The organism is Nostoc sp. JL23 (assembly GCF_017115065.1).
GTDB classification, from domain to species: Bacteria; Cyanobacteriota; Cyanobacteriia; order Cyanobacteriales; family Nostocaceae; genus Nostoc; species Nostoc punctiforme_A.
Genome location: NZ_JABXKN010000050.1, coordinates 15,394 through 38,192, shown reverse-complemented (window position 1 = coordinate 38,192; position 22,799 = coordinate 15,394). Strand labels below are relative to the sequence as shown.

At 41.0% G+C, this 22,799-nt stretch carries 23 protein-coding genes and 1 pseudogene; 11 read left to right on the top strand and 13 right to left on the bottom strand.

Going from position 1 to position 22,799, the window contains the following annotated elements:
• Positions 1 to 11 precede the first annotated feature (11 nt).
• The 5 genes from lgt (at position 12) to HWQ42_RS10450 (ending at position 4,136) form a co-directional block, all read left to right on the top strand.
• Positions 12 to 905: a prolipoprotein diacylglyceryl transferase gene (lgt, locus tag HWQ42_RS10470; protein ID WP_292811656.1), complete on the top strand. Its 894-nt coding sequence runs from the start codon at positions 12 to 14 to the stop codon at positions 903 to 905.
• 164 nt (positions 906 to 1,069) lie between these two features.
• Positions 1,070 to 1,891, top strand: coding sequence for a precorrin-4 C(11)-methyltransferase (cobM, locus tag HWQ42_RS10465; RefSeq protein ID WP_292811653.1), 822 nt, complete (start codon positions 1,070 to 1,072; stop codon positions 1,889 to 1,891).
• Positions 1,892 to 2,015: 124 nt separating this feature from the next.
• Entirely contained in the window at positions 2,016 to 2,369 is a 354-nt protein-coding gene (locus HWQ42_RS10460; protein WP_292811651.1) for a phenylpyruvate tautomerase MIF-related protein, read from the top strand.
• 79 nt (positions 2,370 to 2,448) lie between these two features.
• Positions 2,449 to 3,543 carry a 23S rRNA (adenine(2503)-C(2))-methyltransferase RlmN gene (rlmN, locus tag HWQ42_RS10455; RefSeq protein WP_292811648.1) on the top strand — a complete coding sequence of 365 codons (1,095 nt, stop codon included), beginning with the start codon at positions 2,449 to 2,451 and terminating at the stop codon, positions 3,541 to 3,543.
• 140 nt (positions 3,544 to 3,683) lie between these two features.
• Entirely contained in the window at positions 3,684 to 4,136 is a 453-nt protein-coding gene (locus HWQ42_RS10450) for a hypothetical protein (RefSeq protein ID WP_292811646.1), read from the top strand.
• A 96-nt stretch (positions 4,137 to 4,232) separates the two neighbouring features.
• Here the strand turns inward: HWQ42_RS10450 and HWQ42_RS10445 are convergent, their stop codons facing one another.
• From HWQ42_RS10445 to uvrC, 3 genes are all read right to left on the bottom strand, one after another.
• Positions 4,233 to 4,379 carry a hypothetical protein gene (locus HWQ42_RS10445; RefSeq protein ID WP_292811644.1) on the bottom strand — a complete coding sequence of 49 codons (147 nt, stop codon included), beginning with the start codon at positions 4,377 to 4,379 and terminating at the stop codon, positions 4,233 to 4,235.
• Between the two features lie 126 nt (positions 4,380 to 4,505).
• Positions 4,506 to 4,685, bottom strand: coding sequence for a replication restart DNA helicase PriA (locus HWQ42_RS10440; protein ID WP_292811642.1), 180 nt, complete (start codon positions 4,683 to 4,685; stop codon positions 4,506 to 4,508).
• An 839-nt stretch (positions 4,686 to 5,524) separates the two neighbouring features.
• Positions 5,525 to 7,402 carry an excinuclease ABC subunit UvrC gene (uvrC, locus tag HWQ42_RS10435; RefSeq protein ID WP_292811640.1) on the bottom strand — a complete coding sequence of 626 codons (1,878 nt, stop codon included), beginning with the start codon at positions 7,400 to 7,402 and terminating at the stop codon, positions 5,525 to 5,527.
• A gap of 829 nt (positions 7,403 to 8,231) precedes the next feature.
• Here uvrC and HWQ42_RS10430 point away from each other — a divergent pair.
• Positions 8,232 to 8,411: a hypothetical protein gene (locus HWQ42_RS10430; RefSeq protein ID WP_292811637.1), complete on the top strand. Its 180-nt coding sequence runs from the start codon at positions 8,232 to 8,234 to the stop codon at positions 8,409 to 8,411.
• A gap of 21 nt (positions 8,412 to 8,432) precedes the next feature.
• Here HWQ42_RS10430 and HWQ42_RS10425 read toward each other — a convergent pair whose 3' ends face one another.
• From HWQ42_RS10425 to HWQ42_RS10395, 7 genes are all read right to left on the bottom strand, one after another.
• The gene (locus tag HWQ42_RS10425) at positions 8,433 to 8,855 is read right to left on the bottom strand and encodes a response regulator (RefSeq protein WP_292741274.1); all 423 of its coding nucleotides are present in this window, start codon (positions 8,853 to 8,855) and stop codon (positions 8,433 to 8,435) included.
• Between the two features lie 555 nt (positions 8,856 to 9,410).
• Positions 9,411 to 10,778: an NF038130 family PEP-CTERM protein gene (locus HWQ42_RS10420; RefSeq protein WP_292811635.1), complete on the bottom strand. Its 1,368-nt coding sequence runs from the start codon at positions 10,776 to 10,778 to the stop codon at positions 9,411 to 9,413.
• A gap of 415 nt (positions 10,779 to 11,193) precedes the next feature.
• Positions 11,194 to 12,447 carry an LL-diaminopimelate aminotransferase gene (locus tag HWQ42_RS10415; RefSeq protein ID WP_292811633.1) on the bottom strand — a complete coding sequence of 418 codons (1,254 nt, stop codon included), beginning with the start codon at positions 12,445 to 12,447 and terminating at the stop codon, positions 11,194 to 11,196.
• Between the two features lie 52 nt (positions 12,448 to 12,499).
• Positions 12,500 to 12,835: a co-chaperone YbbN gene (locus HWQ42_RS10410; protein WP_292811730.1), complete on the bottom strand. Its 336-nt coding sequence runs from the start codon at positions 12,833 to 12,835 to the stop codon at positions 12,500 to 12,502.
• Positions 12,836 to 13,009: 174 nt separating this feature from the next.
• On the bottom strand, positions 13,010 to 13,792 hold the full coding sequence (locus HWQ42_RS10405) for a PspA/IM30 family protein (protein WP_292811631.1): 783 nt from the start codon (positions 13,790 to 13,792) through the stop codon (positions 13,010 to 13,012).
• Positions 13,793 to 13,954: 162 nt separating this feature from the next.
• Complete coding sequence (locus tag HWQ42_RS10400; protein WP_292811629.1) at positions 13,955 to 14,704, bottom strand: PspA/IM30 family protein; 750 nt, start codon at positions 14,702 to 14,704, stop codon at positions 13,955 to 13,957.
• A 262-nt stretch (positions 14,705 to 14,966) separates the two neighbouring features.
• Complete coding sequence (locus tag HWQ42_RS10395) at positions 14,967 to 16,331, bottom strand: hypothetical protein (RefSeq protein ID WP_292811627.1); 1,365 nt, start codon at positions 16,329 to 16,331, stop codon at positions 14,967 to 14,969.
• Positions 16,332 to 16,512: 181 nt separating this feature from the next.
• Between HWQ42_RS10395 and HWQ42_RS10390 the strand changes: the two genes are divergently transcribed.
• Positions 16,513 to 17,067, top strand: coding sequence for a DUF721 domain-containing protein (locus tag HWQ42_RS10390; RefSeq protein ID WP_292811625.1), 555 nt, complete (start codon positions 16,513 to 16,515; stop codon positions 17,065 to 17,067).
• 428 nt (positions 17,068 to 17,495) lie between these two features.
• The gene (locus HWQ42_RS10385; protein WP_292741260.1) at positions 17,496 to 17,810 is read left to right on the top strand and encodes a hypothetical protein; all 315 of its coding nucleotides are present in this window, start codon (positions 17,496 to 17,498) and stop codon (positions 17,808 to 17,810) included.
• Positions 17,811 to 17,937: 127 nt separating this feature from the next.
• Here the strand turns inward: HWQ42_RS10385 and menB are convergent, their stop codons facing one another.
• Positions 17,938 to 18,771, bottom strand: a complete 834-nt coding sequence (menB, locus tag HWQ42_RS10380; protein ID WP_292811623.1) for a 1,4-dihydroxy-2-naphthoyl-CoA synthase — start codon at positions 18,769 to 18,771, stop codon at positions 17,938 to 17,940.
• A gap of 141 nt (positions 18,772 to 18,912) precedes the next feature.
• On the opposite strand from menB, the gene HWQ42_RS10375 reads away from it, so the two are divergent.
• The 3 genes and pseudogenes from HWQ42_RS10375 (at position 18,913) to HWQ42_RS10365 (ending at position 20,895) form a co-directional block, all read left to right on the top strand.
• On the top strand, positions 18,913 to 19,749 hold the full coding sequence (locus tag HWQ42_RS10375) for a DUF2887 domain-containing protein (protein WP_292811620.1): 837 nt from the start codon (positions 18,913 to 18,915) through the stop codon (positions 19,747 to 19,749).
• Positions 19,750 to 19,768: 19 nt separating this feature from the next.
• Positions 19,769 to 20,020: pseudogene (locus HWQ42_RS10370) on the top strand (DUF4351 domain-containing protein); the annotation flags it as partial.
• A 218-nt stretch (positions 20,021 to 20,238) separates the two neighbouring features.
• Positions 20,239 to 20,895: a hypothetical protein gene (locus HWQ42_RS10365; RefSeq protein ID WP_292811618.1), complete on the top strand. Its 657-nt coding sequence runs from the start codon at positions 20,239 to 20,241 to the stop codon at positions 20,893 to 20,895.
• 249 nt (positions 20,896 to 21,144) lie between these two features.
• Here the strand turns inward: HWQ42_RS10365 and HWQ42_RS10360 are convergent, their stop codons facing one another.
• The gene (locus tag HWQ42_RS10360; protein WP_292811616.1) at positions 21,145 to 22,458 is read right to left on the bottom strand and encodes a DNA methyltransferase; all 1,314 of its coding nucleotides are present in this window, start codon (positions 22,456 to 22,458) and stop codon (positions 21,145 to 21,147) included.
• Positions 22,439 to 22,699 (bottom strand): helix-turn-helix domain-containing protein, encoded by a 261-nt coding sequence (locus HWQ42_RS10355; protein WP_292811614.1) that lies wholly within the window; start codon positions 22,697 to 22,699, stop codon positions 22,439 to 22,441. Before HWQ42_RS10355 ends, HWQ42_RS10360 begins: the two co-directional genes overlap by 20 nt.
• Between the last annotated feature and the right edge of the window lie 100 nt (positions 22,700 to 22,799).

The following is a 22,799-nucleotide window of genomic DNA, read 5'->3' as shown; positions in this document are numbered from 1 at the left end:
GGTAATTTTTCATGGCACTGGATTTTCCCACTTTGCCCTTGGCGTTTCAATTTACTTCTCCAGGACCGATTCTGGTGAAAATAGGGCCACTAAGTATTCGTTGGTATGGCTTGTTAATTGCCACAGCAGTGTTAATTGGCGTCATCCTTTCCCAGAATTTGGCAAAGCGCCGTAATGTTAATCCTGAGTTGCTAGGCGATTTGTTCTTTTGGTTGTTAATTGGGGCAATTCCTGGCGCACGACTATATTACGTTTTTTTTGAGTGGTCAAAATATGCCCCAACTCCAGGAAAAATTTTTGCGATCTGGGAAGGAGGTATTGCTATTCATGGAGCGATTCTTGGTGGCGTTGTCGCTGCGTTAATCTTTGCCAAAATCAAGCAGGTTTCTTTTTGGCAATTGGCAGATTTAGTAGCACCTTCGCTGATTTTAGGGCAAGCGATCGGACGTTGGGGCAATTTTTTTAATTCTGAAGCTTTTGGCGATCCTACTAATTTACCCTGGAAGCTCTATATTCCAGCAGACCATCGTCCTTTAGACTATGTTAATTTCGATTACTTTCATCCCACCTTCCTCTACGAATCTCTATGGGATTTAATGGTGTTTACGCTACTAATAACGTTGTTTTTCCGGTCTTTATCCGGTAAGCCACGCCTGAAGGTAGGCACACTGTTCCTAATTTACTGGCCAGCCTACAGCTTAGGACGCTTGTGGATTGAAGGCTTTCGCACTGATAGCTTGATGCTGGGGCCATTACGGATGGCACAAGTAGTTAGTAGTCTAGGAATTTTATTGGGATTAGTTGGATTAGCTTGGCTTTACTTACTCAAACGCCCTTTACCCGATGTAGTTCCTACTCTTAAGGGAAATGGGGAGAGGGGGGGACGAGGAGAACAAGGAGAATAACTATGCTCTATGCTCAATTCCCAATGACTAAAAAATAAAAAATGCCCCAGAGTATTCTCTAGGGCTTAACCAGGGTGCATCTACCATTACTCTCTACTAGGGAAAGAGGGTGAATCCGGAAAGATACTGAAGAATTTGCCAAAAAATTTTTTTGAGGGATTGCCGTGTGTTCTTCTAAGAGTGAATATACAGAAAGCCTAAGCTATAAAAAAACACTATATGTAGAACCATCTGTGTATATTGTCGGAGCAGGCCCTGGAGATCCTGATTTATTGACGGTGAAGGCGCAAAAACTACTGGCTGTTGCTGATGTAATTTTATTTGCTGATTCTTTAGTACCCGAACAAATTTTAGAACTTTGCCGAAAAGATGCCGAGATAATTAGGACTGCGAATCAGACTTTAGAAGAAATTTTGGCGATTATGATCGATAGAGTGCGATCGCAACACAAATCTGTAGTCCGTCTCCATTCTGGCGATCCTAGTCTCTACAGCGCCATCCACGAGCAAATGCACCTCCTCGCAGAGGCAGATATTCCTTTTGAAGTCATACCAGGTATCAGCGCCTTTCAAGCCGCTGCTGCCAAACTCAAAATAGAACTAACTGTTCCTGGTTTAGTGCAAACAATTATTTTGACACGCATCAGTGGACGTACAGAAGTCCCCACAACTGAAGAATTAGCCACTCTTGCGGCACATCAGGCTAGCCTCTGCCTATATTTAAGTGCGCGTCACGTCGAAAATGCCCAAGCTAAATTACTCGAACATTACCCACCCGAAACCCTGATTGCGATTTGCTTTCGCATTGGATGGCCTGATGAAAAAATCAGGGTTGTTCCCCTGAATCAAATGGCAGACTGCACTCATCAAGAAAAACTAATTCGCACCACACTGTATATAATCAGTCCAGCACTCTCGACAACAACAGGGCGATCGCGTTTATATCATCCCGAACATAGTCATCTATTTCGCTCATCTCATAACTAAATATTGGGCATTGGGCATTGCTTATTATCCTTATCTCCCCACCTCGCTAATCTTTGTACTCTGTACCTCTACATTTCGATAAACTTAACAATGTAATAAAATCCAAAATTCTGATTTCGGTACTATGCCTTTAATTAAAGTGCAAACTTCTGCATCTGCTCCTCAAAAAGCTGAAATTGAGTCAATGCTTTTAAATCTCTCAGCCAAGTTAGCGAAACATTTGGGCAAACCAGAATCCTATGTAATGACTGCTTTTGAACCGGGAATTCCTATGACTTTTGCAGGGAATACAGACCCAGTTTGCTACATTGAAATTAAGAGCATTGGCACGATGAAGCCAGATCAAACCGTAGCAATGAGTCAAGACTTTTGCCAGCAGATTAACCAAACTCTAGGCGTGCCGAAAAATCGTATTTACATTGAGTTTGCAGACGCTAAGGGGGCAATGTGGGGCTGGAACGGCACAACTTTTGGCTAATTCCCCATCTTCTTTGGTCAAGACTAACTGGATCTGGCAGGTGTAGGATAGAGATTCAACACCAACTCGTGATTTTTTTATGTCTGCTACGCCTCTTGTATCTCAGGTTGACTCACACAACCCAGAAAAATCAGAATTAATCCCTCCCCTTCTCGGTGCTTCTTTGGCGGAGTTAACTGCTTGGGTGCAGCAGCAGGGACAACCTACTTACAGAGGAAAGCAACTGCATGAATGGATCTATGACAAGGGAGTACGATCGCTAGCTGATATTTCTGTCTTCCCCAAACAATGGCGTGCAGAATTAGCAGAAATCCCTATTGGGCGCTCAATTTTACATTACCGCTCTGAGGCTCCCGATGGTACGGTCAAATATCTTTTACGATTAACAGACGGGCAAATTATTGAAACTGTAGGCATCCCCACCTTTGCAGAAAGGGGAGAAGGCCCAAAAGCCCGTTTGACAGTTTGCGTCTCTACTCAGGTGGGTTGCCCAATGGCGTGTGATTTCTGCGCTACTGGTAAGGGAGGCTACAAACGCAACCTAGCACGGCACGAAATTGTCGATCAGGTGTTGACTGTGCAAGAAGATTTTCGGCAACGGGTTAGCAATGTCGTATTTATGGGACTAGGTGAACCGTTGTTGAATACTGAGAATGTCCTAGCAGCATTGAAATCTCTAAATCAAGATGTCGGTATTGGACAGCGATCGCTTACAGTTTCTACAGTGGGTATTCGCGATCGCATCCGTCAGTTCGCACAAAATAATTTGCAAATCACTCTGGCTGTGAGTCTTCATGCACCCAACCAAGCACTACGAGAAAAACTCATTCCCAGCGCCCGCGCCTATCCTCTCGAAGATTTACTGGCTGAATGTCGGGAATATGTGGAAATCACTGGACGCCGCGTTACTTTTGAATATGTTCTCCTTGCTGGTGTTAACGATTTACCAGAACACGCATTAGAACTTTCAAAATGTATGCGAGGATTTCAAAGTCATGTGAATTTGATTCCCTACAACCCCATCCAAGAAGTAGACTACAAACGCCCCAACCGCGATCGCATTCAAGCTTTTGTGAACGTTCTCAAGCAACAAAATACTGCTGTTAGTGTCCGTTATTCTCGTGGTTTAGAAGCTGATGCTGCTTGCGGACAACTAAGAGCAAGTAAGAATTAAATCTGTTGTAGCCAGTAAATTTAATTACTTTAATCTCACAGATATCTTGACATTAGTCGCAATTAGTGCGGCAAGGCATCTGTAGAAATTGTTATATTAAGGTTAAGCGATCGCTCAACCCAACCGATAACAAATAACTTATGTTGAATCGATCATTGACGCTTAAACTATTGCCCCTAGTGATTGTTCTTGCAGAAGCTTTGCCGATGAATTCTCCTGCTTATGGACAAATAATTCGACCGATTTCTCCGCAACCTGAGTCCTTTCAAGAAAGAATGAGACAACAACAAGAGGAACGAACTCAGCAAACACAAGAGCAATTGAAGGAAACATGGCTACGCCAAAACCTTCAACAACAACAACAACAACAGCAAGATTTTACACGACAACGGCAAGAACTAATACGCCAGCAACAATTTAGACTACAACAGCAAGAAACAAGACTACAACAGCAACAATTTAGATTACAACAACAATTGAGAATACAAGATCAACAACTCAGACAAGATCAACAAATTAGACAACAGCAACAATTTAGATTACAACAACAGATACGACAGCAAGAACTTAGACAGCAGAAAGAAAACCTGTGAAGTGTTCAGAATTTCTGTTGAAGAAGAATTCAGAATCCAGAATTCTGAATAAGAAAGTGGGGAATACCCTGCAAAAAGCAAGCTAATGACTCGCCACTAATCTAAACAAACAGCTAAATCTTCTTTTTCAGAGACGTGTAAAGGATGACTTAGCGTATCTATTAAACACGCTTCTTCAGAAGTTCTTGACAAGACGATGCGCGTAGCTTGCTTACCTGTAATGGTAGTGGTACGCTGACTCACTACCCCTGCGCGCCAGTCAGACTCCAATTCACACAGAATTCTAACTCCTGAATTCTCTTTTGATAAAAAACTTTTTTATTAAAAATTAGAGAAAATCTTCTCCAATTTTTAATTTTTTCTTATTAGCTAGCGGTGTGCATGAATGCCAGGGGCATACGCTTCAATTACTTTACCAGTGCGAGTGCAACTAATCATCAAATAGTCACAACTTGGGCATTGTGTTCGAGTTAATTGACTATCAGAAATATAATAACGCTCCGCATGACTACCACAATTTGGGCAGTAAATCATTTGTACTGTCTGCATTTTAAAACCCCTGGTTGTAATTATTTTTTATTTGGTAAAGCTACTAGTTAAACCAGGAAAAAAATCTGGTTCGACCCAAATTAACAAACTGCTGTAATATTGGTTGATTATTTTAAACAAAATTTCAGGTTTGATAACTTTCCGATATCTTTATCTATTATTCTAGAATTTAAGTGATTTTACCCTCCTACTTTAGATACATAAATTATTTTTTAATTAAATGCTATTTAGAGATTTACTGATCCCTATGATTAATGGCTTGAGAGAGGCTTGTTTACAGTCATTTCAGAGGAATATAAAAAAGCCGTTCTTGTATTCAAAAATTAAATCAGATAAATTACTGTATATTTAGTAACCAAATCTCTATCTTAAGATTTAGTTAATATTTGCTGGCAAGATTTATGAGATTAACTTCTGGTAAGATAATTTAATTAAAATTAGCAAACTTCATGAGAAGGGGCTTCCTCTGGTCGAAGCTTCGGGAGCCGCTAAAAGTTCTCTGCAATGCTAGTAATTAAACCTGAATCTTAGTACAGCATCCTTTTGATAACCTGTCTGTTTTTGACATCTTGGAGAGAAGTTATGGGAATATATCCGGTTGTACCTACTAAAGTTTTAGCTCATAGCAATTCTCGTTTACGTGAGGTACACGCGTAAACGAGAACCGCTATAAAGGCTCACTACCTTCCCATTACTCAGTCCCTAGTACAACATGGCGTAAATAAACTCCCATTCCAAATCAATGAAACGCTTACGCTGTATTCATTTTTAATTTTTAATTCCGCCTTGCGGTAGTAGTTCCCAATCCCAAGTTCAAGGTGAAAATGGGAGTTGTGACTTCAAACAGGATGAAAATAATCGTAAATTTCTTGAGCCAAACGCGGCCCAATTCCTGCGACTTCAGCGAGTTGTGTGGTTGTCGCTTGCCGAATATAATCAACTGAGCGAAAATGCCCTAGTAGCTGCTTTTGTCGATGATGTCCTAAGCCAGGAATTTCATCTAAACGCGATCGCTTCAATTTATCACTGCGCTGTTGACGATGGAAACTCACTGCAAATCGATGTGCTTCATCCCGCAGCCGCCGCAATAACTGTACCCCCGGTTGTTCTGCATCAGTTGTTAAGGGTTTAGATTCTCCCGGTAAAAAAATCTCTTCTCGCTGCTTTGCTAAACTTACAACTCGCAAGTCTTCTAATAAATTCATCTCTTGCAAAACGGCAATAACCGATGATAACTGACCTTTACCACCATCGATCATAATTAAATCAGGCCAGTCAGGATTACCCAAACGTGTTAATTGCTGATCTTCTCTATACTTGCGAAACCGCCTCTGGATGACTTCAGCAAGACTAGCAAAATCATCTGAGTGTCCTGCTGTCACCGTGGGATTTTTAATTTTGTAGTGTCGATAGTGCTGCTTTGCGGGTAATCCGTCGATAAACACGACTTGCGAAGCTACAGCATTTGACCCTTGAATATGGGAAATGTCATAACCTTCGATGCGGTGGGGTACATCTGGTAAATCGAGAATGGTAGCTAAATCTTGCATTGCTTGGTGATTGCGATCGCCAAATTTCTGCATTCTTTGCAATTCATACTGAGCATTTCGCTCTACCATCTCAATTAATTCTGCCTTAGTTTGCCGCAAAGGAGTCAAAATTGTGACTTTTTTGCCTTTGCGTTGAGTCAAGACATCCGCCAATATCTCCGCATCTGGTAAATCATGCTGTACCAAGATTTCTAAGGGTATTTCCACCGAGTCAGCAGTTTGGTAATGTTCCTCTAAAGCTCGTTGTAAAATAGCTCCTGGTTCCGCGTGAGCATCCGCCACAAAGGCTAAACGTCCAACCAATTGTCCAGCGCGAATCTGGAATAGTTGAATGCAGGCGTGTTGTTCATCGGCTGCCAGTGCGATCGCATCCCGTGAAACAGTATCATCTGGTAAGGAAACTTTTTGGTCGGCTGTCAGTGACTTTAAGCCAGAAATTTGATCTCGAATCCGCGCCGCTGACTCAAAATTTAAGTTCTCAGCGGCTGCATTCATCTGTTGGGTCAAAATATCAATCAGTTCCTGGGTTCGACCTTGAAAAACCATCGCGATTTTTTGGACAATTTTGCGATATTCTTCTGGTGAAATCATCTGTTGACACACACCAGGACAACGCCCTAAATCAAAATTCAAGCAAGGGCGGTCTTTAAACAGTGGTTGAGGTCGTTGTCGCTGTGGAAAAATGCGCTTGCAGATGCGGACAATTTCTCGTAATAAACCAGCATCAGTATAAGGTCCGTAAAATTTATCCTTTTCTTTGCCGAATTGCCGCTTACGGGTAATAAAAATTCGCGGATAATCTTCTGACCAAGTAATGCAGAGATAGGGATATTTTTTATCATCTTTGAGCAGCACGTTAAAGTATGGCTGGTGCTGCTTGATCAAATTGGCTTCTAGCGCTAAAGCTTCGGCTTCAGTATCAGTGACAATGAATTCAATTTCTGTCACCAACTTGACCATCGTGGCGATACGTTCACTCTTGTTGTAGCCATCCCGGAAATAGGAACGGACACGCGATCGCAACTTACATGATTTACCTATATATATAATGCGATCGCTCCTGTCCCGCATGAAATAAACCCCCGGTTCCGGTGGAATTTCGGCTAGACGGTTTTCTAGTCGTTCTGGCTCTTTAACCAGTGGTAATATTTGAGTAGATATTGTCACAACCAAAATTAGGTAATCTTTCTCTATTTTAAGAAAAATTGTTTTTTCGTGCCGATTTAACAAATTATTTATCAAGTAAATATAAAGTAGCCGTCATCAGTGGTACATACCACAACAGATGGCAGACGAGAGTTTGTTTCTCTGTCACTTAGTCATTGGCTGCTACTATAATAAAAACTTTGCTTTTTGAATATATAATTCAATACGCTTGGGTTAGTGCCAAAATCTTAAACTGTGTAGGTTGGGAAGCCACTGTATTGGACGGGTTTCCCTACTTGTAACCCTTCGGGGAAGCAAGTTACGCGCAGGTCTCCTCTCCCTTTCTCCCAAAGGGAGAGGCTAGCGCCAAGAGAGAAGCAAGTAGCGTTTGAAGAACGTAGACCCGTTCGCGGAGCGTCTCGTAGAGAAGGGGCTTCTCGTACCACTTCGTGGAAGCAAGCTACGCGTAGCGTCTCCGACAGGAGAAGAGTAACCCAACAAAGCCCAGGAATTGTTGGGTTGCGCATTGCTTAACCCAACATACAATTTTTCTTAACTGAACTGTATTGATATATAATTAACATTTTTAAATTGGTAATACTTTATTATCTAAAACTTTATATTTGAGATTATATGATAATAATTTTGTATTGAATTATATTGTTTATTAATAAGTAATCTACTTATATGTTGTTTGTATAAACATTAGATAAAATCTTAATTTATTGATATTATTTGTGTTTGTTTGTTGAATCTCTAATATTAAGCGAATTAACGGATTTAGTCAGTTAAATTTGCGACTATGATTGAGAAGATATTTATAATGATGATTTCAGGCGAGAGCTAAACTATGAATTTACAAGATTTTGAAATCCAGTATCGTGAGGCTATGGCTGAAACTCTAAATGAATTGCAAACAGCAGTTTTATTATTAGCCCAAGTACAACAGAAAATTTCAACAATCGGCAGTTCTGTACAAACTCTTAGCGAGTGTGTTGAAGAGTTTATTGCTGACCAAAAAGCAGAATAAATACACGCCTAGCAAAAAAGGTTATCTGTGGTGACAAGTAAACTGTTCTTCAATTGCAAGGATGAGATCCTTGAGTTTTAAAGGTTTGACAAAATAGCAACATGCACCCAAACTCAGAGCTAGTTCTTGATCTGCTTTAAAAGCAAAGGCTGAAACCACAATGATAGGTATTTTTGACAAATGAGGATTTTGCTGGACTTGTTTTAAGAGTGAATAACCATCAATATCTGGCAATTTCAAGTCCAATAACATTAAATCTGGCTCGAATTTCTCTATGGTTGAGAAAAAAGCAGAGCCTTCTGATAAACTTTGGACTTCATACCCACAGTAAATTAGATAGTCACTAAGTAACATCCGATTGAGGTAATGGTCTTCAACTAGTAAAATTCGTCTAGCTTTGTGTGACTGCAATGGCTTATTTATATTGAGTAATTGTACTGTCATTGCTACCTATTATCTGATTATCTTAATTAAAAGCCAACAATGATTACCATAAAATAAAATAGTAGTGCATTTAAACAGTGAAACAAATATAAATTGTACTTATGTAGTCTAATTAAATATCTGAAAAAATAAAATTTAGCTGCACTACAATACTAAAATGATAGTATAATCAAATATAATTAAATCAAAAATTAATCTTTTTTTTACGAACTTTTTATAATTTAGAGTATTTAAGTTAACATCTTTTTTACAATAGTAATTTTCTAAAGTTTCTAAGTAAAACTACTGAAGTAATACTGGAACTAAGATTATGGTAATTGCCCTTCCTAAAGATGTGAAGGTAAGTAATACCATTGTACGAAATCCATATTAAAAACAAATCAAGTTGGTAGAGACATATAGATGTCAAATGTTGCAACCGATTTATTTTTTGCAAGTATTTTTAAAAATAGTATAACCTAGAAGATTAAATTCTCTTATAGCTGCAAGGAATTATTCATCAAAAAAGGGAGCTGTTAGCTCCCTTGCTTATTTTTTGGAATGGAAACCGGAGTTTCAAACAGATGCTTTTTTCAATTTGCGTCGGGTAGTAAAGACACCAGCAACACCCATAAGACCAAGTATTACTGATGGTTCTGGTGCTGAGACATACTTAGGTGTCGTCCAAGTATAAATTCCACTGTAGGATACACCATCATCAGAAGCAGTAATACCGGATGCAGTAGGGTTAAAGCTATAAGCATAGTAAGTTTGACCACCAGTAACTACCTTGGCAATTTCACTAGCTCCAATTTCACCTTTATATGCAGTTAATGCAGCTTGCAGAGTCAGTACATCTTTAAATGATGTAAGTTGAGAGATTTGGACTGGCAGCTGATTTTTAAGAGTATTCAGTTGAGAGATTTGGACTGGCAGCTGATTTTTAAGAGTATTCAGTTGAGAAATTTGACCTGGCAGTGTCTGATTTTTAAGAGTATTCAGTTGAGAAATTTGACCTGGCAGTGTCTGATTTTTGAGAGTATTCAGTTGAGAAATTTGATTTGTCAGTGATTGCCTTTGTGCTTGATTGGCTGTAGTGTTAGGAATTGCGTTTAGTTGTGTTTGCAGTGTGGTAATCTGTCCGGGAATTGCGTTTAGTTGTGTTTGCAGTGTGGTAATCTGTCCGGGAATTGCGTTTAGTTGTGTTTGCAGTGTGGTAATCTGTCCGGGAATTGCGTTTAGTTGTGTTTGCAGTGTGGTAATCTGTCCGGGAATTGCGTTTAGTTGTGTTTGTAGTTGTGGAATTGAACTTTCAAGTTGTGAAAGGGTTGGTTGAGTTGTTTGTTGAGGAAACTGTGATTTAATTGCATTCCACTTTTCATCAATCTTAGTAGAAATAGTTGTTGCAAGTTTAGTCTTTACATCCAAGTGACCAACTAACTTCAGTTCCACACCGCCATCTTGACCGAATTGGAAACCACCAATGTTCGGATCTCCCATTCCCAAGGAAGGAAAATAACTAGTTATTAGTGATTTGCTGTCGGCTGAAAACCCGTTCCAAACTGATTGAAATGGTGTGTAGCTACTCAATAAATCGCCTAGCCATTGCGAACCAAAACTATTCCAGTCATTAGCAGTGACACTACTAACGGTGGCTGTATAAGTTCCTTTTGTGGCGGTGAAGCCAACATTAGAACCTGGAGTTTCGCTACTATACCAAAGCTCGACATTAGAGCTGGGGTTATTATCTGTCAAAGCTTTGATGGCAGCGTTAGTACCACCTTGTGCATTCCCGTTAATGAAGGTACCAGTTGAGCCACCAGTGTAAGTGTTAATTTCTCCTGTATTATTAAAGTCAAAGGATGTAGCCTGTGCTGGGGCAGTGGCAAGACCGCTCACACCAATAGCCATTGAGGCACCAATTACAAGTTTCTGAAAAGTCATTTTCATTGTTTTCAAGTCTCTGTCAGTTTGGAAGTTAAGTTTTAAATTATTGCCGTTTTTAGGCTTGGGCTGTCTTGATCACAGGCTTTTTGGCAATACGGTTGCTTAAAAGCACGACCTGTATTGTTAGCCGTCTTTGGTATCTGAGCGTACAAACCCAGTTTAAGAAATGGGGAGACTTGATTGGGTAAAGTTACTTCTGATTATCAATAAAAAGATGAAGAATGTTTTGATATTTTTATACGTTTAATTACATATTTAAAGCAATATATTTAGTAATAGAAATTACTACGTAAAATTTTTAAGTTCAGTACAATACGGTAATTAGTAGGGACGCACAAATGTGTACCCCTACGTGTGTTCCATTGGTAAACTTTGCTACTAAAAATCCTTAGCGTTCAGCTTGAGAAGAAATTTAATGAAGAAACTCAGCCATTCTTTCTACAGCAATTTCTAACAAAGGTGGCTCATGCACCAAGGCAAAACGGACATACCCTTCTCCAGATTTGCCAAAGCCAGCACCTGGAGAAGCTGCTACACCAGTTTGTTTGACTAGCTGGGTACAAAATTCTACAGAGTTTTCACTCCAAGGTGAGGGTAATTTTGCCCAAATGTACATTGTGGCTTGGGGAGTGGGAACATTCCAGCCAATGCGATGTAAAGCACTGATGAAAGCATCACGCCGCCCCTGGAAGGTAGCGACAGCAGATTTTACGCCAGCTTGAGGGCCAGTTAAGGCAGCGATCGCACCATTCAAAATTCCCCGATACTGGTTAAAATCAACGGCGGCTTTTACCTGGCGTAAAGCGTTAATTAACTGGGCATTACCGATAGCATAGCCAATGCGGAAGCCGCCCATATTGTAGGACTTGGAAAGGGTGAAAAATTCAATCGAGACGCTTTTCTCTGGATCGGCTTGCAGAATTGAAGGGACTAGGCATGGGACATGGGGCATTAGTGATTCTCCCCTGCTCCTCTGCTCCTCTGCTCCTCTGCTCCCTTTTCCCCAATCCTCACTCTCCCCAAATACTAAATCTACATAGGGGAAATCGTGAATCAGTACGAGATTGTGTTGCTGACAGAAGGCGACAGCTTCTTGGAAGAAAGATAAAGGTGCGATCGCAGCAGTGGGATTATGAGGATAACTTAATACCATCATCCGTGACTGAGCCAAGACTGGGGCAGGAATATCAGCAAACACTGGTAAAAAACCGTTTTCTACCAGTAGTGGCATTGGGTAGATTTGACCACTGGCTAGGTAGACTCCACCCGCATGGGAGGGATAGCCTGGATCGAGCAACAGGGCAAAATCTCCTGGGTTGAGTATCGCTAGGGGTAAATGGGCTGTACCTTCTTGAGAACCAATTAGAGGTAGTACCTCAGTTTGAGGATCGACTTTGATGCCAAATTTTTGTTCGTACCAGTTGGCCGCGGCTTCGCGGAATCCTTGGGTACCGTTAAATAACAGATAGCCGTGGGTACTGCGATCGTGCAGAGATTGGGCGATCGCCTCAATAACGTGTGCCTCGGCTGGTAAATCAGAAGACCCCAACGACAAATCAATTACCTCTCGTCCAGCGGCCAAAGCGACTGCCTTGGCTCTGTCCATATCAGCAAATACATTAGATTTTAGGGGTTGTAAACGTTTTGCAAACTGTATGTTAGTCATTAGTCATTAGTCATTGGTCATCAATCATTTGCTATGAACTATGAAGTATTGACTAATTACTATTTAAGTAGGTATCTAGGAGAGCAAGTAATTTATCTTTGCCGATGACTCCCTCAGTAGATATCAAAACTTCCTGGTCTTGAAATAGTCTGAGGGCGGGTACACCTTCCACTTGGTACTGCTTAACAGTGAGTGGGTTGGGGTCGATTTCCATCTTAACGACTTTGAGGCGATCGCTATATTTGCTAGCAGCTGAGTTAATCAGGGGCGACATCAATTGACAAGGCCCACACCAGGAAGCCCAAAAATAAACTAATACAGGCTGCTCGGCTTTTAACACTTCGGTTTCAAACTCAGCATCGGTTATGGTGATTACAGCCTTACTCATTGCAGTCTCCATCAGGTGGCGATCAAAGTTGGCACACACAATACTTTATCCCAAAGTCGTCAATAGTCCATAGTTAATAATTCATAGTTATCTTGATTGTTAACTATTGACTAGTGACGTAAAATCCCACAGCCAACAGGTGTGGGACTAGCTCAAATAAGTTTTCTGTCAATTTTACAGTTGATCCAATTGCTTGCGTAGGGAATCTAACTCGGAATCAACCACCTCATTAGATTTAGGATTAGGGGCAGTGGTTTCTTGTTGCGGTGGCAGTTGGGCTTGAGTTACTGGAGTAGCGGGTGGTAGCATTTGCGCTTTCAAGGCTGCCAATTCATCATCGACATCGCTGCCACCTTCCAACTGGGCAAATTGGGTTTCTAAATCTGCACCTGCTAACTCTCCTAGTGCCTGGGCCCGTGATTCTTGCATCAAGACTTTTTCTTCCATCCGCTCGAAGGCAGACATTGCACTGCTGGTATTCATCCCACGCACCATGCCTTGGAGTTGCTCTTGGGCTTTGGCAGTTGTGATCCGAGCTTTAAGCATTTCTTTCTTGGTTTTAGCCTCAGAAATTTTGCTTTCCAGCTGAATTAAATTGCGTTTGAGGGTTTCAACTTGAGTGCTTTGGGTATCTAAACTAGCTTTGAGGGCTGTGCTGGTGTCAGTATAGGTTTTTTTACGCTCTAAAGCTTGTCGTGCTAGGTTTTCATCACCTTTTTGTAGCGCCAGTTGAGCATTGCGTTGCCACTTATTAATTTCATTTTGGGCATCATTATACTGTTTCTCACTGCGTTTTTGGGCGGCGATCGTCTGGGCTACTCCCTGACGCAGCTGTACCAAGTCTTCCTGCATTTCCAGGATGGCTTGCTCTAGCATTTTTTCGGGGTCTTCGGCTTTGTTAACCAGGTCGTTGAGGTTAGAACTAACTACTCGCTTAATACGATCAAATAATCCCATAACTTTGTTTTTCCTTGTGTGATTTACGCTTTTTGTTGGACAGTTAGCTTTTTTACTTTTTTATAGCTACCTATTTCAATGTAATCTTTCCATTCTGAATCAGTACCTCCTAACAACTCTTAATTGTTAAGATATCGCCAAACTGGGGTAATTAGTAGAACTTCAAGAATCCTGAGTTTTGGGTAACTGCTGTTGGGGAGGCTGCTCTGTCTTTTGGCTCTCCTCGGTTAGGATTTTTTGCTGTGTGTTTTCTGACTGGTTGAAAACCTGCACCTTCATCGCTGCCAATTCGGTATCTACATCATTAGATTCCAAAGAAGTAAATTGTGTTTCCAAGTCGTCGCTACTAAGTTGAGCTATGGCTTCTGATTGAGCTTCTATCTGTAAAACTTTTTCTTCCATGCGCTCGAAGGCACTCAGACTGTTATTAGTAGAAACTCCGCCGAGCATTTCTTGGAGGCGATAAGACGCTTCAGCAGAACGGGCGCGGGCAATATACATATCTTTTTTAGTTTTCGCCTCGGAAATTTTTAACTCTAGCGATCGCATATCCTTTTTTAGCCTAGCAACTATCTCGTTTTGCTGCTCTATCTGCGACAAGAGGGCTGTAGTAGTTTCTTTATAGGCTTGGCGCTTAGTCAAAGCTTCGCGTGCTAGAGGTTCATTGCCTTGTTGCAGGGCCAATTGGGCGCGGCGATACCATTCTTCTGTTTGCGACCCAGCGGCGGCGGCTTGTCGTTCAGTGCGTTTCTGAGTAGCGATCGCTTGTGCTACACCCTGCCGCAACTGCACCAGATTCTCCTGCATTTCCAGAACAGCTTGCTCCAAAATCTTTTCTGGATCTTCTGCACCACCAATCAAACTATTGAGATTAGCGCGAATCACCCGCAGGATACGCTTGATTAATTCCATGTCGGCTCTCCATTCACGAAACCCAGTTCTGAGTGCCTAGTTAAAATCCTGAGTATAAAAATTGTCGTAGGGTAGTTATGGAGTGCTGAATGCCAAGTTAGAGTCCTGAATATTAAGAATTTTTATCGTAGGGGCGTAAATAAGCAAGATTTTATCTCTACTACTCAGGACTCAGAATTGGCTCAACGCTCCGCTACTGCTAACAAAACTCAGCACTTAAAACTCAGGACTGTTATCTCATAGTATCGTAGATTTTTGCAATTCATGGCTGCTGAACCCGTGCCTTGATTCCCTTCGCTTCTAACAGTTTCATCTGTTGTTTTACTTGCTGTTTAGTTTTAAAAGCACCTAGATAAATCAATTCTTTGTTGGGCGATAAATAAGCATCAGGAATTACTTGCCGTGCTGAGGCAAAAGCTTCCCCTTTATTATCGATCACTACATGATAAAACCCATCTGTTCCTGGTTTGATTTCTGCATTTGGTTTTAGTGGGGTTGCGACTGGCTTGGGCGAGGTTTTTGTCGATGAAGTGGGAGGCAAATTTAGGGGAGGCAAGGATTGTAGCGTCGGTACTGGTGCTAAGGCGATCGGATTGGTCGGTTTTAGGGCTGTATTGGGTTCAGACAATGGCGCTTGAGGATTTGCGGGGTTTTGGGGAACAACTGGATTAGTTACTACTGCGGGGTTTGGTTGGACTTTGGGTTTTAAGCCAACTACATCGTTAGGATCTCTTACTTCAGGAAACTCTTCAGTAGCTAGATTGGGATATTTGGGTATAGATGTACTTGGTGGCTGGATTTGAGGTTGGACATTACTCCCACCTTCCTCAGTATTTTCTGGTGTAGGAGACGAGTTGCCATTAAACAAATTGCCTAAATTCCATTGTGGCAAGCTTTTAGGGTTGAAGACTACATAACCCAAGGTAAGACTCGCTACTAATAGCAGTAACATGGAGCCAATACCCAAGGGTGATAGCAGACTGTCGCTAGAATTGCTTGGTTTTTTGGTTTCTGGTTGTTCTTCTGTCAGACTTCGCAGCAGTGCTTCACTAGATTCTAAATAGTCATCTGGATGCTTGGGGCTATCATCTGACTGCAAGTGATTTTCGCTTTTAGTATTTTTAACGATTGCTGGCACGATGCTGCTACTAAAGTTGGGTGGGGGTGGTGGAAGTTGAGTTTGTGTTTTAGCTGCATTGGAGGTGGAGGACACATTAAGATTATTCAGTTCCTCAGTTTTAGTCATAGTTGGTGCTAGGTTCATCTCAAGATTCACAGCTACAGATTCGGGTGGGACATCAATTTTTGCCGTAGCTGGCGCAGGGGTTCCCTGATAATTCACGGGTACAGATGCAGGCGGTACGTTGGTTTTAATTTCCGTTGCTGATGACTGAGTTGCACCCAATGTTGTCGGAATGGCAGTTACCGGTTGGGGTTGTCCGCTCATGTAACTTGCAACACGGGACTGGTTTGATGACACCAAACCAGTTCGCGTGCGTCGGTATCGAGCTAACTCTTGATCTAGCGGTACCTCTAAACTCGCTAGTGCTGCTGCTAGTACTGGTTTCAACCCAGGTGTTTTAGATGATTGATGAGTACCGGAGTCGTTCAGGGGATTTTGAGTCATTACTTTTGCGCCTCAAACGTAGATTACTGGAATCAACTTTTAGATATATTTTGTGACAATAGTAGCGGAAATTAAAATTATTTAAATAGATAGAGGCATTGAAAAGAAGCAGAGGGGAAACTCTTCTCCCTTGCTCGCTGATCCCCTGCCCTTCCCCACTTTCCACTCCCCACTTTGAATAATGTCGTTGAAATCAATTAATGATGTTTTAAGGATTCTGGAAAAGCAGGCCAAATGGCAGGAGCAACCATTTCAACACCTGCTCAAATGTTGGGCAGAAGTTGTTGGCCCAGTGGTTGCCGCAAATACTCGACCATTATCGATTCAGCGTGATGTTTTGTCGGTAGCAACTTCTAGTGCTGCTTGGGCGCAAAACCTGACTTTTGGTCGCACATCTCTACTTTTAAAGTTGAATAAAAAGCTGCCAACGCCTTTGGTTGATATTCGCTTTTCGACTGCTGGCTGGCAGAATCCTTCGGCGGAGAGAAAACAGCAACAAACGGTTTCGCCTCATGAGCATCCCAGTTACATTGGTGATGAGATTAACCGCCCTAATGCTACACCCACTAAAGATGTAAATGCGGCTTTTGGACATTGGACGAAGATTGTGCGATCGCGATCGCATGGCTTACCCCTTTGTCCCCAGTGTCAATCTCCCACCCCACCTGGTGAACTCCAGCGCTGGGAAGTCTGTTCTGTCTGTGCTGCTAAACAGTTTTCAAAGCAAAAGAGTTGAACGATTATTTCGTTGAGCAGAGTTGATCCTGAAATACCTTGCTGCCATTACATCAAAGATTTCTAATTCTTGAGAAAAAGTATAGTTTGTAGCTAAAATATGCCAAATGTGGGATCTCAAGCAGACTATTTATCTGAAAATCTATGCCTTAAGGATGGCTCAAGGAGGAATTTAAAAGGCTAGATAAATCAAAAGCTTTACTTTTATTCTTGATCCCTAATAAGTTTTAGACGATATCTATATGTAATTGCTCTACTGATTATTTAAATATATGACAAGATTATAAAAATATCCTGAAGTTTATTTTTTACTAGGGATCGCTGAAACCTATAGAAAATAATGACTTTTTGGCTTTTCTCTGTCTTTATATATAGAAGCAAAATATAAAGATGAAATTCAGCCAGAAATGACACTAAAGATGAATCCGAATGAAACCCATTAAAGTTTTAGCATCTGCCTGTAAATATTGCCGTCATTACCAGCCAGAAGGTCGCCGTGGCGGAACGTGCCAGCAGTTGGGCGCACCAGTTCAAGCGGCTTGGAAGGCTTGCTCTTTGGCGCTCCCACCTTTTGCACCTTCTTGGGAAACCTTGGAAGATGCTTGGGGTTTACCAGATGCAGCTCCAGTTTTAACATCTTGTCAATCTTTAGCCTCAGATTTAGACAATGCTGCTCTTGCCCCTCTAGAGGAAATAGCTGCTTCTATATCAGAACAGGTAAAAACTAAAGCAGTGGTCATTTAGTCATCCATTATTACTGGACTGAGTTTATAGTCTGCTTAAAATAAGATTTGTTTTTAAGATTTTTAGTGCTGTAAAAGTTGATATCTACAAAAATCGCATCTCATTAAAGAGTGCGATTTTTGCAATTCTAAGGCAACCAAGGAAAAGAGCGAAAATCTGGTGGACGCTTTTCGAGAAAGGCTTGTTTGCCTTCAGACCCTTCTTCTGTCATGTAATAAAGTAGGGTGGCGTTGCCAGCAAGTTCTTGTAAACCAGCTTGTCCGTCACAATCAGCGTTGAAGGCGGCTTTGAGACAGCGAATTGCGATCGGACTTTTTTCTAAAATCTCTTGCGCCCATTGAATACCTTCCGCTTCTAGTTGTTCCACTGGGACGACGCAATTAATTAAACCCATTTCTAGCGCTTGTTGTGCATCATATTGGCGGCAGAGAAACCAAATTTCTCTAGCCTTTTTTTGCCCCACAACGCGGGCGAGATAGCTAGCTCCAAAACCACCGTCGAAACTGCCGACTTTCGGGCCAGTCTGTCCGAAAATGGCGTTATCGGCAGCAATGGTAAGGTCACAAATTAAGTGTAGAACGTGTCCACCACCGATCGCATATCCCGCTACTAGGGCAATTACCACTTTCGGCATCGAACGAATCAGCCGTTGTAAATCCAGCACATTCAAGCGAGGGATACCAGTATCATCCACATAACCCGCATGTCCGCGCACGCTTTGATCGCCACCAGAACAGAAGGCATATTTACCATCAGTGTGTGGTCCATATCCAGTAAATAGGACGACACCGATAGTAATATCTTCACGAGCATTACAGAAAGCGTCGTACAGTTCAAAGACTGTTTCAGGACGGAAAGCATTGCGTTTATGGGGACGGTTGATGGTGATTTTCGCAATGCCATCAGTTTTTTGATACAGGATATCTTCGTAGGTTTTGGCAGTTTGCCAGTTAATTTGCATTGGTATGGAGTGCGCTGTTGTGCTTGAGAATTTTATCGCGGACGTAGGGACATGCGATACCTGCGGTGGGCTACGCCTACACTAAAATTGGTGTCTCAAGCCTTTACAATCTGGTAATTGTCTGGGTGTTGAGGAATAAAAATGCGACGTGACACCATCTTCTACAAATTATTTAAGCAATTTCCCGGTTTACTGTTTGAATTAGTAGATGAACCACCTCCAGAAGCGGAGAACTACCAGTTTGAATCAGTTGAGGTGAAAGAAACGGCGTTTCGGATTGATGGAGTGTTTTTACCTCCCGCTAATGCAGTTTCCAAAACCGTTTTTTTTGCAGAAGTCCAATTTCAGAAGGATGAAGACCTATATCACCGCTTTTTTAGCGAATTGTTTTTGTTTCTCTACCGCCACTCTATCCGTTACGATGACTGGTTTGGGGTAATAATTTTTGGTTCTCGCAGTCTTGAACCTTCTTCCTCTTCGATTCACCGTGCTTTGTTGGAAAGTGGTCAAGTCAGACGGGTTTATCTGGATGAGTTGGGGGATTTGCGACAACAACCTTTGGGATTGGGTTTGATGTTGCTGACAAATGTTACTTCTGAAACGGAAGCAGTAGAAGGGGCGCGGTTTTTGCTACAACTTGCACGGCAACAATCGGAACAAGCGATAATTGATTTAGTGACGACGATTATTGTCTACAAGTTTTCTAACCTGAGTCGAGAGGAGATTCAAGCGATGTTGGGACTGAATTTGGAAGAACCACGGGCGATTCGGGAAGCGAAGGAAGAAGGACGAGAGGAAGAAGCGCGATCGCTTATTTTACGACAGTTAAACCGACTTGTGGGTGCAATTCCTGATGCGCTTCTGTCTCAGATTCAAGGGTTATCGGTGGAACAGTTGGAAGCTTTAGGTGATGCTTTATTGGATTTCTCTACTCTGGCTGACTTAGAAGGGTGGTTACAAGGTGAAGTAAGCGGGTAAGTTTCACCCACAGACACGTCGAGAGGAGATTGCAACGATGTTAGGACTAAATCTGGAAGAACCACGGGCGATTCGGGAAGCGAAGGAAGAAGGAGAAAGAAAGGTCGTTTTACGACAGTTAAACCGACTTGTGGGTGCAATTCCTGATGCGCTTCTGTTTCAGATTCAAGAGTTATCGGTGGAACAGTTAGAAGCTTTAGGTGACGCTTTGTTGGATTTTTCTTCTCTTGCTGATTTGGAAGGGTGGTTACAAGGTCAACAAAGCGGGTAAATTTCACGCAAATAAGAAGGGCGATACCTGCGGTGGGCTACGCCTACGCACTCCGTAAAATAATGATGGCTACAAATAAAGTTTCCCGTAGTGAATGAAGAAGCATTTGCACATACGCGGGTATATCAGAAGCGGTGGAAAAAGTGCGATCGCTTATCCTCTGATTGTTAAAACGACTATTTGGTGAAATTGCTGAGGGACGTTGAAAGGGTTATCTTTTGAGTTTTTTTATAGAGTTATGTGTTTTATACTTAAAAGATTGTATCGATTATGGTGAGGGAGATTGTAATTTGAATTCATTCAGTAGCTACAAAGTAACTGCATCTAAGTGGATTACCATATTTGACTCACCATTCTACCCAGATTCTTTAGATGAAGCTAAAATGCTCTACGAGAAAGTTTTGGAGCGTTTCATAGAATTGGTAGACGAAGCAACCAACTCTGCAAATTTACTTGAAATTATTACAAATGAGCCTGATCCTTTACGTATTCAACTTCTTAGAGTATTTCGGAGGTATGTATCACCAGATACGACTGTAGAAATGACCAAGAAAAAACGTGATATTCCCACTATAATTAACGATTTTGGTGATAGATTTCGTAGCTTAGAAGAAGTTAGAAAAAATTTGCAAAGTCGTCCTGTACCCGATGAAACTCTGATGGCTTTTCTTTTAGAACAGAGTAAACGGGGGCAAAAAGGCTATGACTTGACAGAAGCGTTTTTCTTATGGTTTGACAGAGTATTTGGTAAAAACTATATAATTCGGGGGCCAGTTCGTGCTGGAAAAGATGTAATGCTTGATAAGGTTTTGGATAATTGGGAAGCTCAAACTCCAGCAGATATTTTTATATCTAGATTAGATGGAACCCCTTAGTAGTTGGATTTGCTCGTTATGACTCTGATAGAGGAGGTTCTCAAGAAGATGATCGGACTAGTGGAAATCGAGATAAAGCAACTGATATTCTCAGATATGCTGATACATATAAAGTGGCTTTAAAAGTATTTTTTTTAAATGATGGCCCAGGATTGCTACTAGGATCTATGTGGAATGATTACGCTCGTCTAGAAAGTTATGGTAGTGGCAAAATAATGGTATGCACTCTGAAAATGCTTGATGAGAGATTTACACAAGATTGGCTTGAAAGTTGAGTTTGCTATCCCAATCATGTATTACAGTATCAGAGATCAACTCTAATTCTGGTGTTTCTTCAATATATAAATCTAGACCACTTCGTAAAATTCTATTTATACCTATTAAGCACTTTTGTTCATGTTTAGCGGAACTATTTCCGTTAATGAAGTCACCCATTGCTTCTGTCCCTTTAACTAAACGCTGAACTATTGTAGCTATAGCAAGTTGGGAATTATCAATAGCTATCCATTTTCTACCTAACTCTTCAGCTATAGCAGCAGTAGTACCACTTCCAGCGAATGCATCTAACACAATATCTCCTTCATTAGATGAGGCTAGAATTATTCGTTTTATCATATCTGGATTTTTTTCTGTTGGATAGCCAGTAATTTTTATATTTTGATTGTGGGCATCCTTGAAATCAAGCCAAATATCTTGGACTGAAATACCCTGACTATTATCTAAATAAACTTTTCTTCTTGGGTTTCCTGTTGGTGACCAGTAAATTTCTCCACGTGCATCCATTTCGTCTAAAGTTTCTGGAGTATATTGCCAGTGTTTACCAGGAGGAGGTAGCATTCCTCTCCAGGGTTGACCTGTTGCACCTTTTCTTACACCTGGTGCATGAACAGGAACTTTCTTATAAACTCTTCCAGTCTCCTTTTCAACATATTGATATTCTTTCTTTGCAGTAGTTTCAGTCCAAGGGTTAAAAGGCTGATTCCATATATAATTATCTGTTTTTGTGTAAAATATAATGTAATCAGCGGTGTTTCCATACTGTTTACGTGTATAGTTTTTTGGGTTACATTTTTTTCTTGTAATCAAATTGCGAAAGTTTTTAGAACCAAAAATTTCATCCATTAGAATTTTGACAGCACAAGCCATCTTGTCATCTAAATGTATATAAATAGAACCTTCATCTGATAAAAGTTCTTTTAGTAAAACCAGTCGTTGACGTAAAAACTCTAAATATTCTGCACCTTCTATTAGGTCATGATAAGCATGGTCTCTTTGACGAGACTCAAAACTACTCCCTATTGCATAGGGGGGGGCAATATAAATTAAACTAACTTTACCCGCGATAGTATTATCGTTCAAGAATGAACTAAGAACTCTTAAATTCTCTCCATAGATGAGTCTGTTTCTTGGATGTTCATCTATACTGATTATGCGATGTAACTTGGCGACAGGAATTTTTAATATATCTTCTATAGGAATTTTCCCTTCATATTCCAGACGAAAAGGAATTACATTTTGTTTTTGACTTTTACGACTATTTTGACTAGGTATTCCTGTTGCCATTTGAGTTAATATCTTCTTCTGTTTGTTTTCTACTGTTATTTATTTGTAAGAACTCATTTAAGTCTTTTTGTCTGATACGCCAAATTCTTGGCCCCACTTTTGTAGCTTTAAGATTATTTGATGATATCCATCTTTGTACAGTTCTTTGGTGAACACGAAGAAGTTGAGCTACTTCAACAGTTGTTAAAAACGAAATATCTTCTTCACTATCATTATTGTTATGTTCTACATCTTGTCGCATTTGTCGCTAAATTCGCTAGAGTCCTTATTGTACTACTAATTCTAATATTTTGCAAGTTTCAGCACCACCACCAGTACTTGAAACGCTTTACACAAATCAC

Excerpts from the sequence above, each read along its gene's own strand:
- lgt (WP_292811656.1), top strand. The coding sequence starts at position 12 with ATGGCACTGGATTTTCCCACTTTGCCCTTGGCGTTTCAATTTACTTCT.
- HWQ42_RS10460 (WP_292811651.1), top strand. The coding sequence starts at position 2,016 with ATGCCTTTAATTAAAGTGCAAACTTCTGCATCTGCTCCTCAAAAAGCT.
- rlmN (WP_292811648.1), top strand. The coding sequence starts at position 2,449 with ATGTCTGCTACGCCTCTTGTATCTCAGGTTGACTCACACAACCCAGAA.
- HWQ42_RS10450 (WP_292811646.1), top strand. The coding sequence starts at position 3,684 with ATGTTGAATCGATCATTGACGCTTAAACTATTGCCCCTAGTGATTGTT.
- HWQ42_RS10440 (WP_292811642.1), bottom strand. The coding sequence starts at position 4,685 with ATGCAGACAGTACAAATGATTTACTGCCCAAATTGTGGTAGTCATGCG.
- HWQ42_RS10430 (WP_292811637.1), top strand. The coding sequence starts at position 8,232 with ATGAATTTACAAGATTTTGAAATCCAGTATCGTGAGGCTATGGCTGAA.
- HWQ42_RS10425 (WP_292741274.1), bottom strand. The coding sequence starts at position 8,855 with ATGACAGTACAATTACTCAATATAAATAAGCCATTGCAGTCACACAAA.
- HWQ42_RS10420 (WP_292811635.1), bottom strand. The coding sequence starts at position 10,778 with ATGACTTTTCAGAAACTTGTAATTGGTGCCTCAATGGCTATTGGTGTG.
- HWQ42_RS10415 (WP_292811633.1), bottom strand. The coding sequence starts at position 12,447 with ATGACTAACATACAGTTTGCAAAACGTTTACAACCCCTAAAATCTAAT.
- HWQ42_RS10410 (WP_292811730.1), bottom strand. The coding sequence starts at position 12,835 with ATGAGTAAGGCTGTAATCACCATAACCGATGCTGAGTTTGAAACCGAA.
- HWQ42_RS10405 (WP_292811631.1), bottom strand. The coding sequence starts at position 13,792 with ATGGGATTATTTGATCGTATTAAGCGAGTAGTTAGTTCTAACCTCAAC.
- HWQ42_RS10400 (WP_292811629.1), bottom strand. The coding sequence starts at position 14,704 with ATGGAATTAATCAAGCGTATCCTGCGGGTGATTCGCGCTAATCTCAAT.
- HWQ42_RS10395 (WP_292811627.1), bottom strand. The coding sequence starts at position 16,331 with ATGACTCAAAATCCCCTGAACGACTCCGGTACTCATCAATCATCTAAA.
- HWQ42_RS10390 (WP_292811625.1), top strand. The coding sequence starts at position 16,513 with ATGTCGTTGAAATCAATTAATGATGTTTTAAGGATTCTGGAAAAGCAG.
- HWQ42_RS10385 (WP_292741260.1), top strand. The coding sequence starts at position 17,496 with ATGAAACCCATTAAAGTTTTAGCATCTGCCTGTAAATATTGCCGTCAT.
- menB (WP_292811623.1), bottom strand. The coding sequence starts at position 18,771 with ATGCAAATTAACTGGCAAACTGCCAAAACCTACGAAGATATCCTGTAT.
- HWQ42_RS10375 (WP_292811620.1), top strand. The coding sequence starts at position 18,913 with ATGCGACGTGACACCATCTTCTACAAATTATTTAAGCAATTTCCCGGT.
- HWQ42_RS10360 (WP_292811616.1), bottom strand. The coding sequence starts at position 22,458 with ATGGCAACAGGAATACCTAGTCAAAATAGTCGTAAAAGTCAAAAACAA.
- HWQ42_RS10355 (WP_292811614.1), bottom strand. The coding sequence starts at position 22,699 with ATGCGACAAGATGTAGAACATAACAATAATGATAGTGAAGAAGATATT.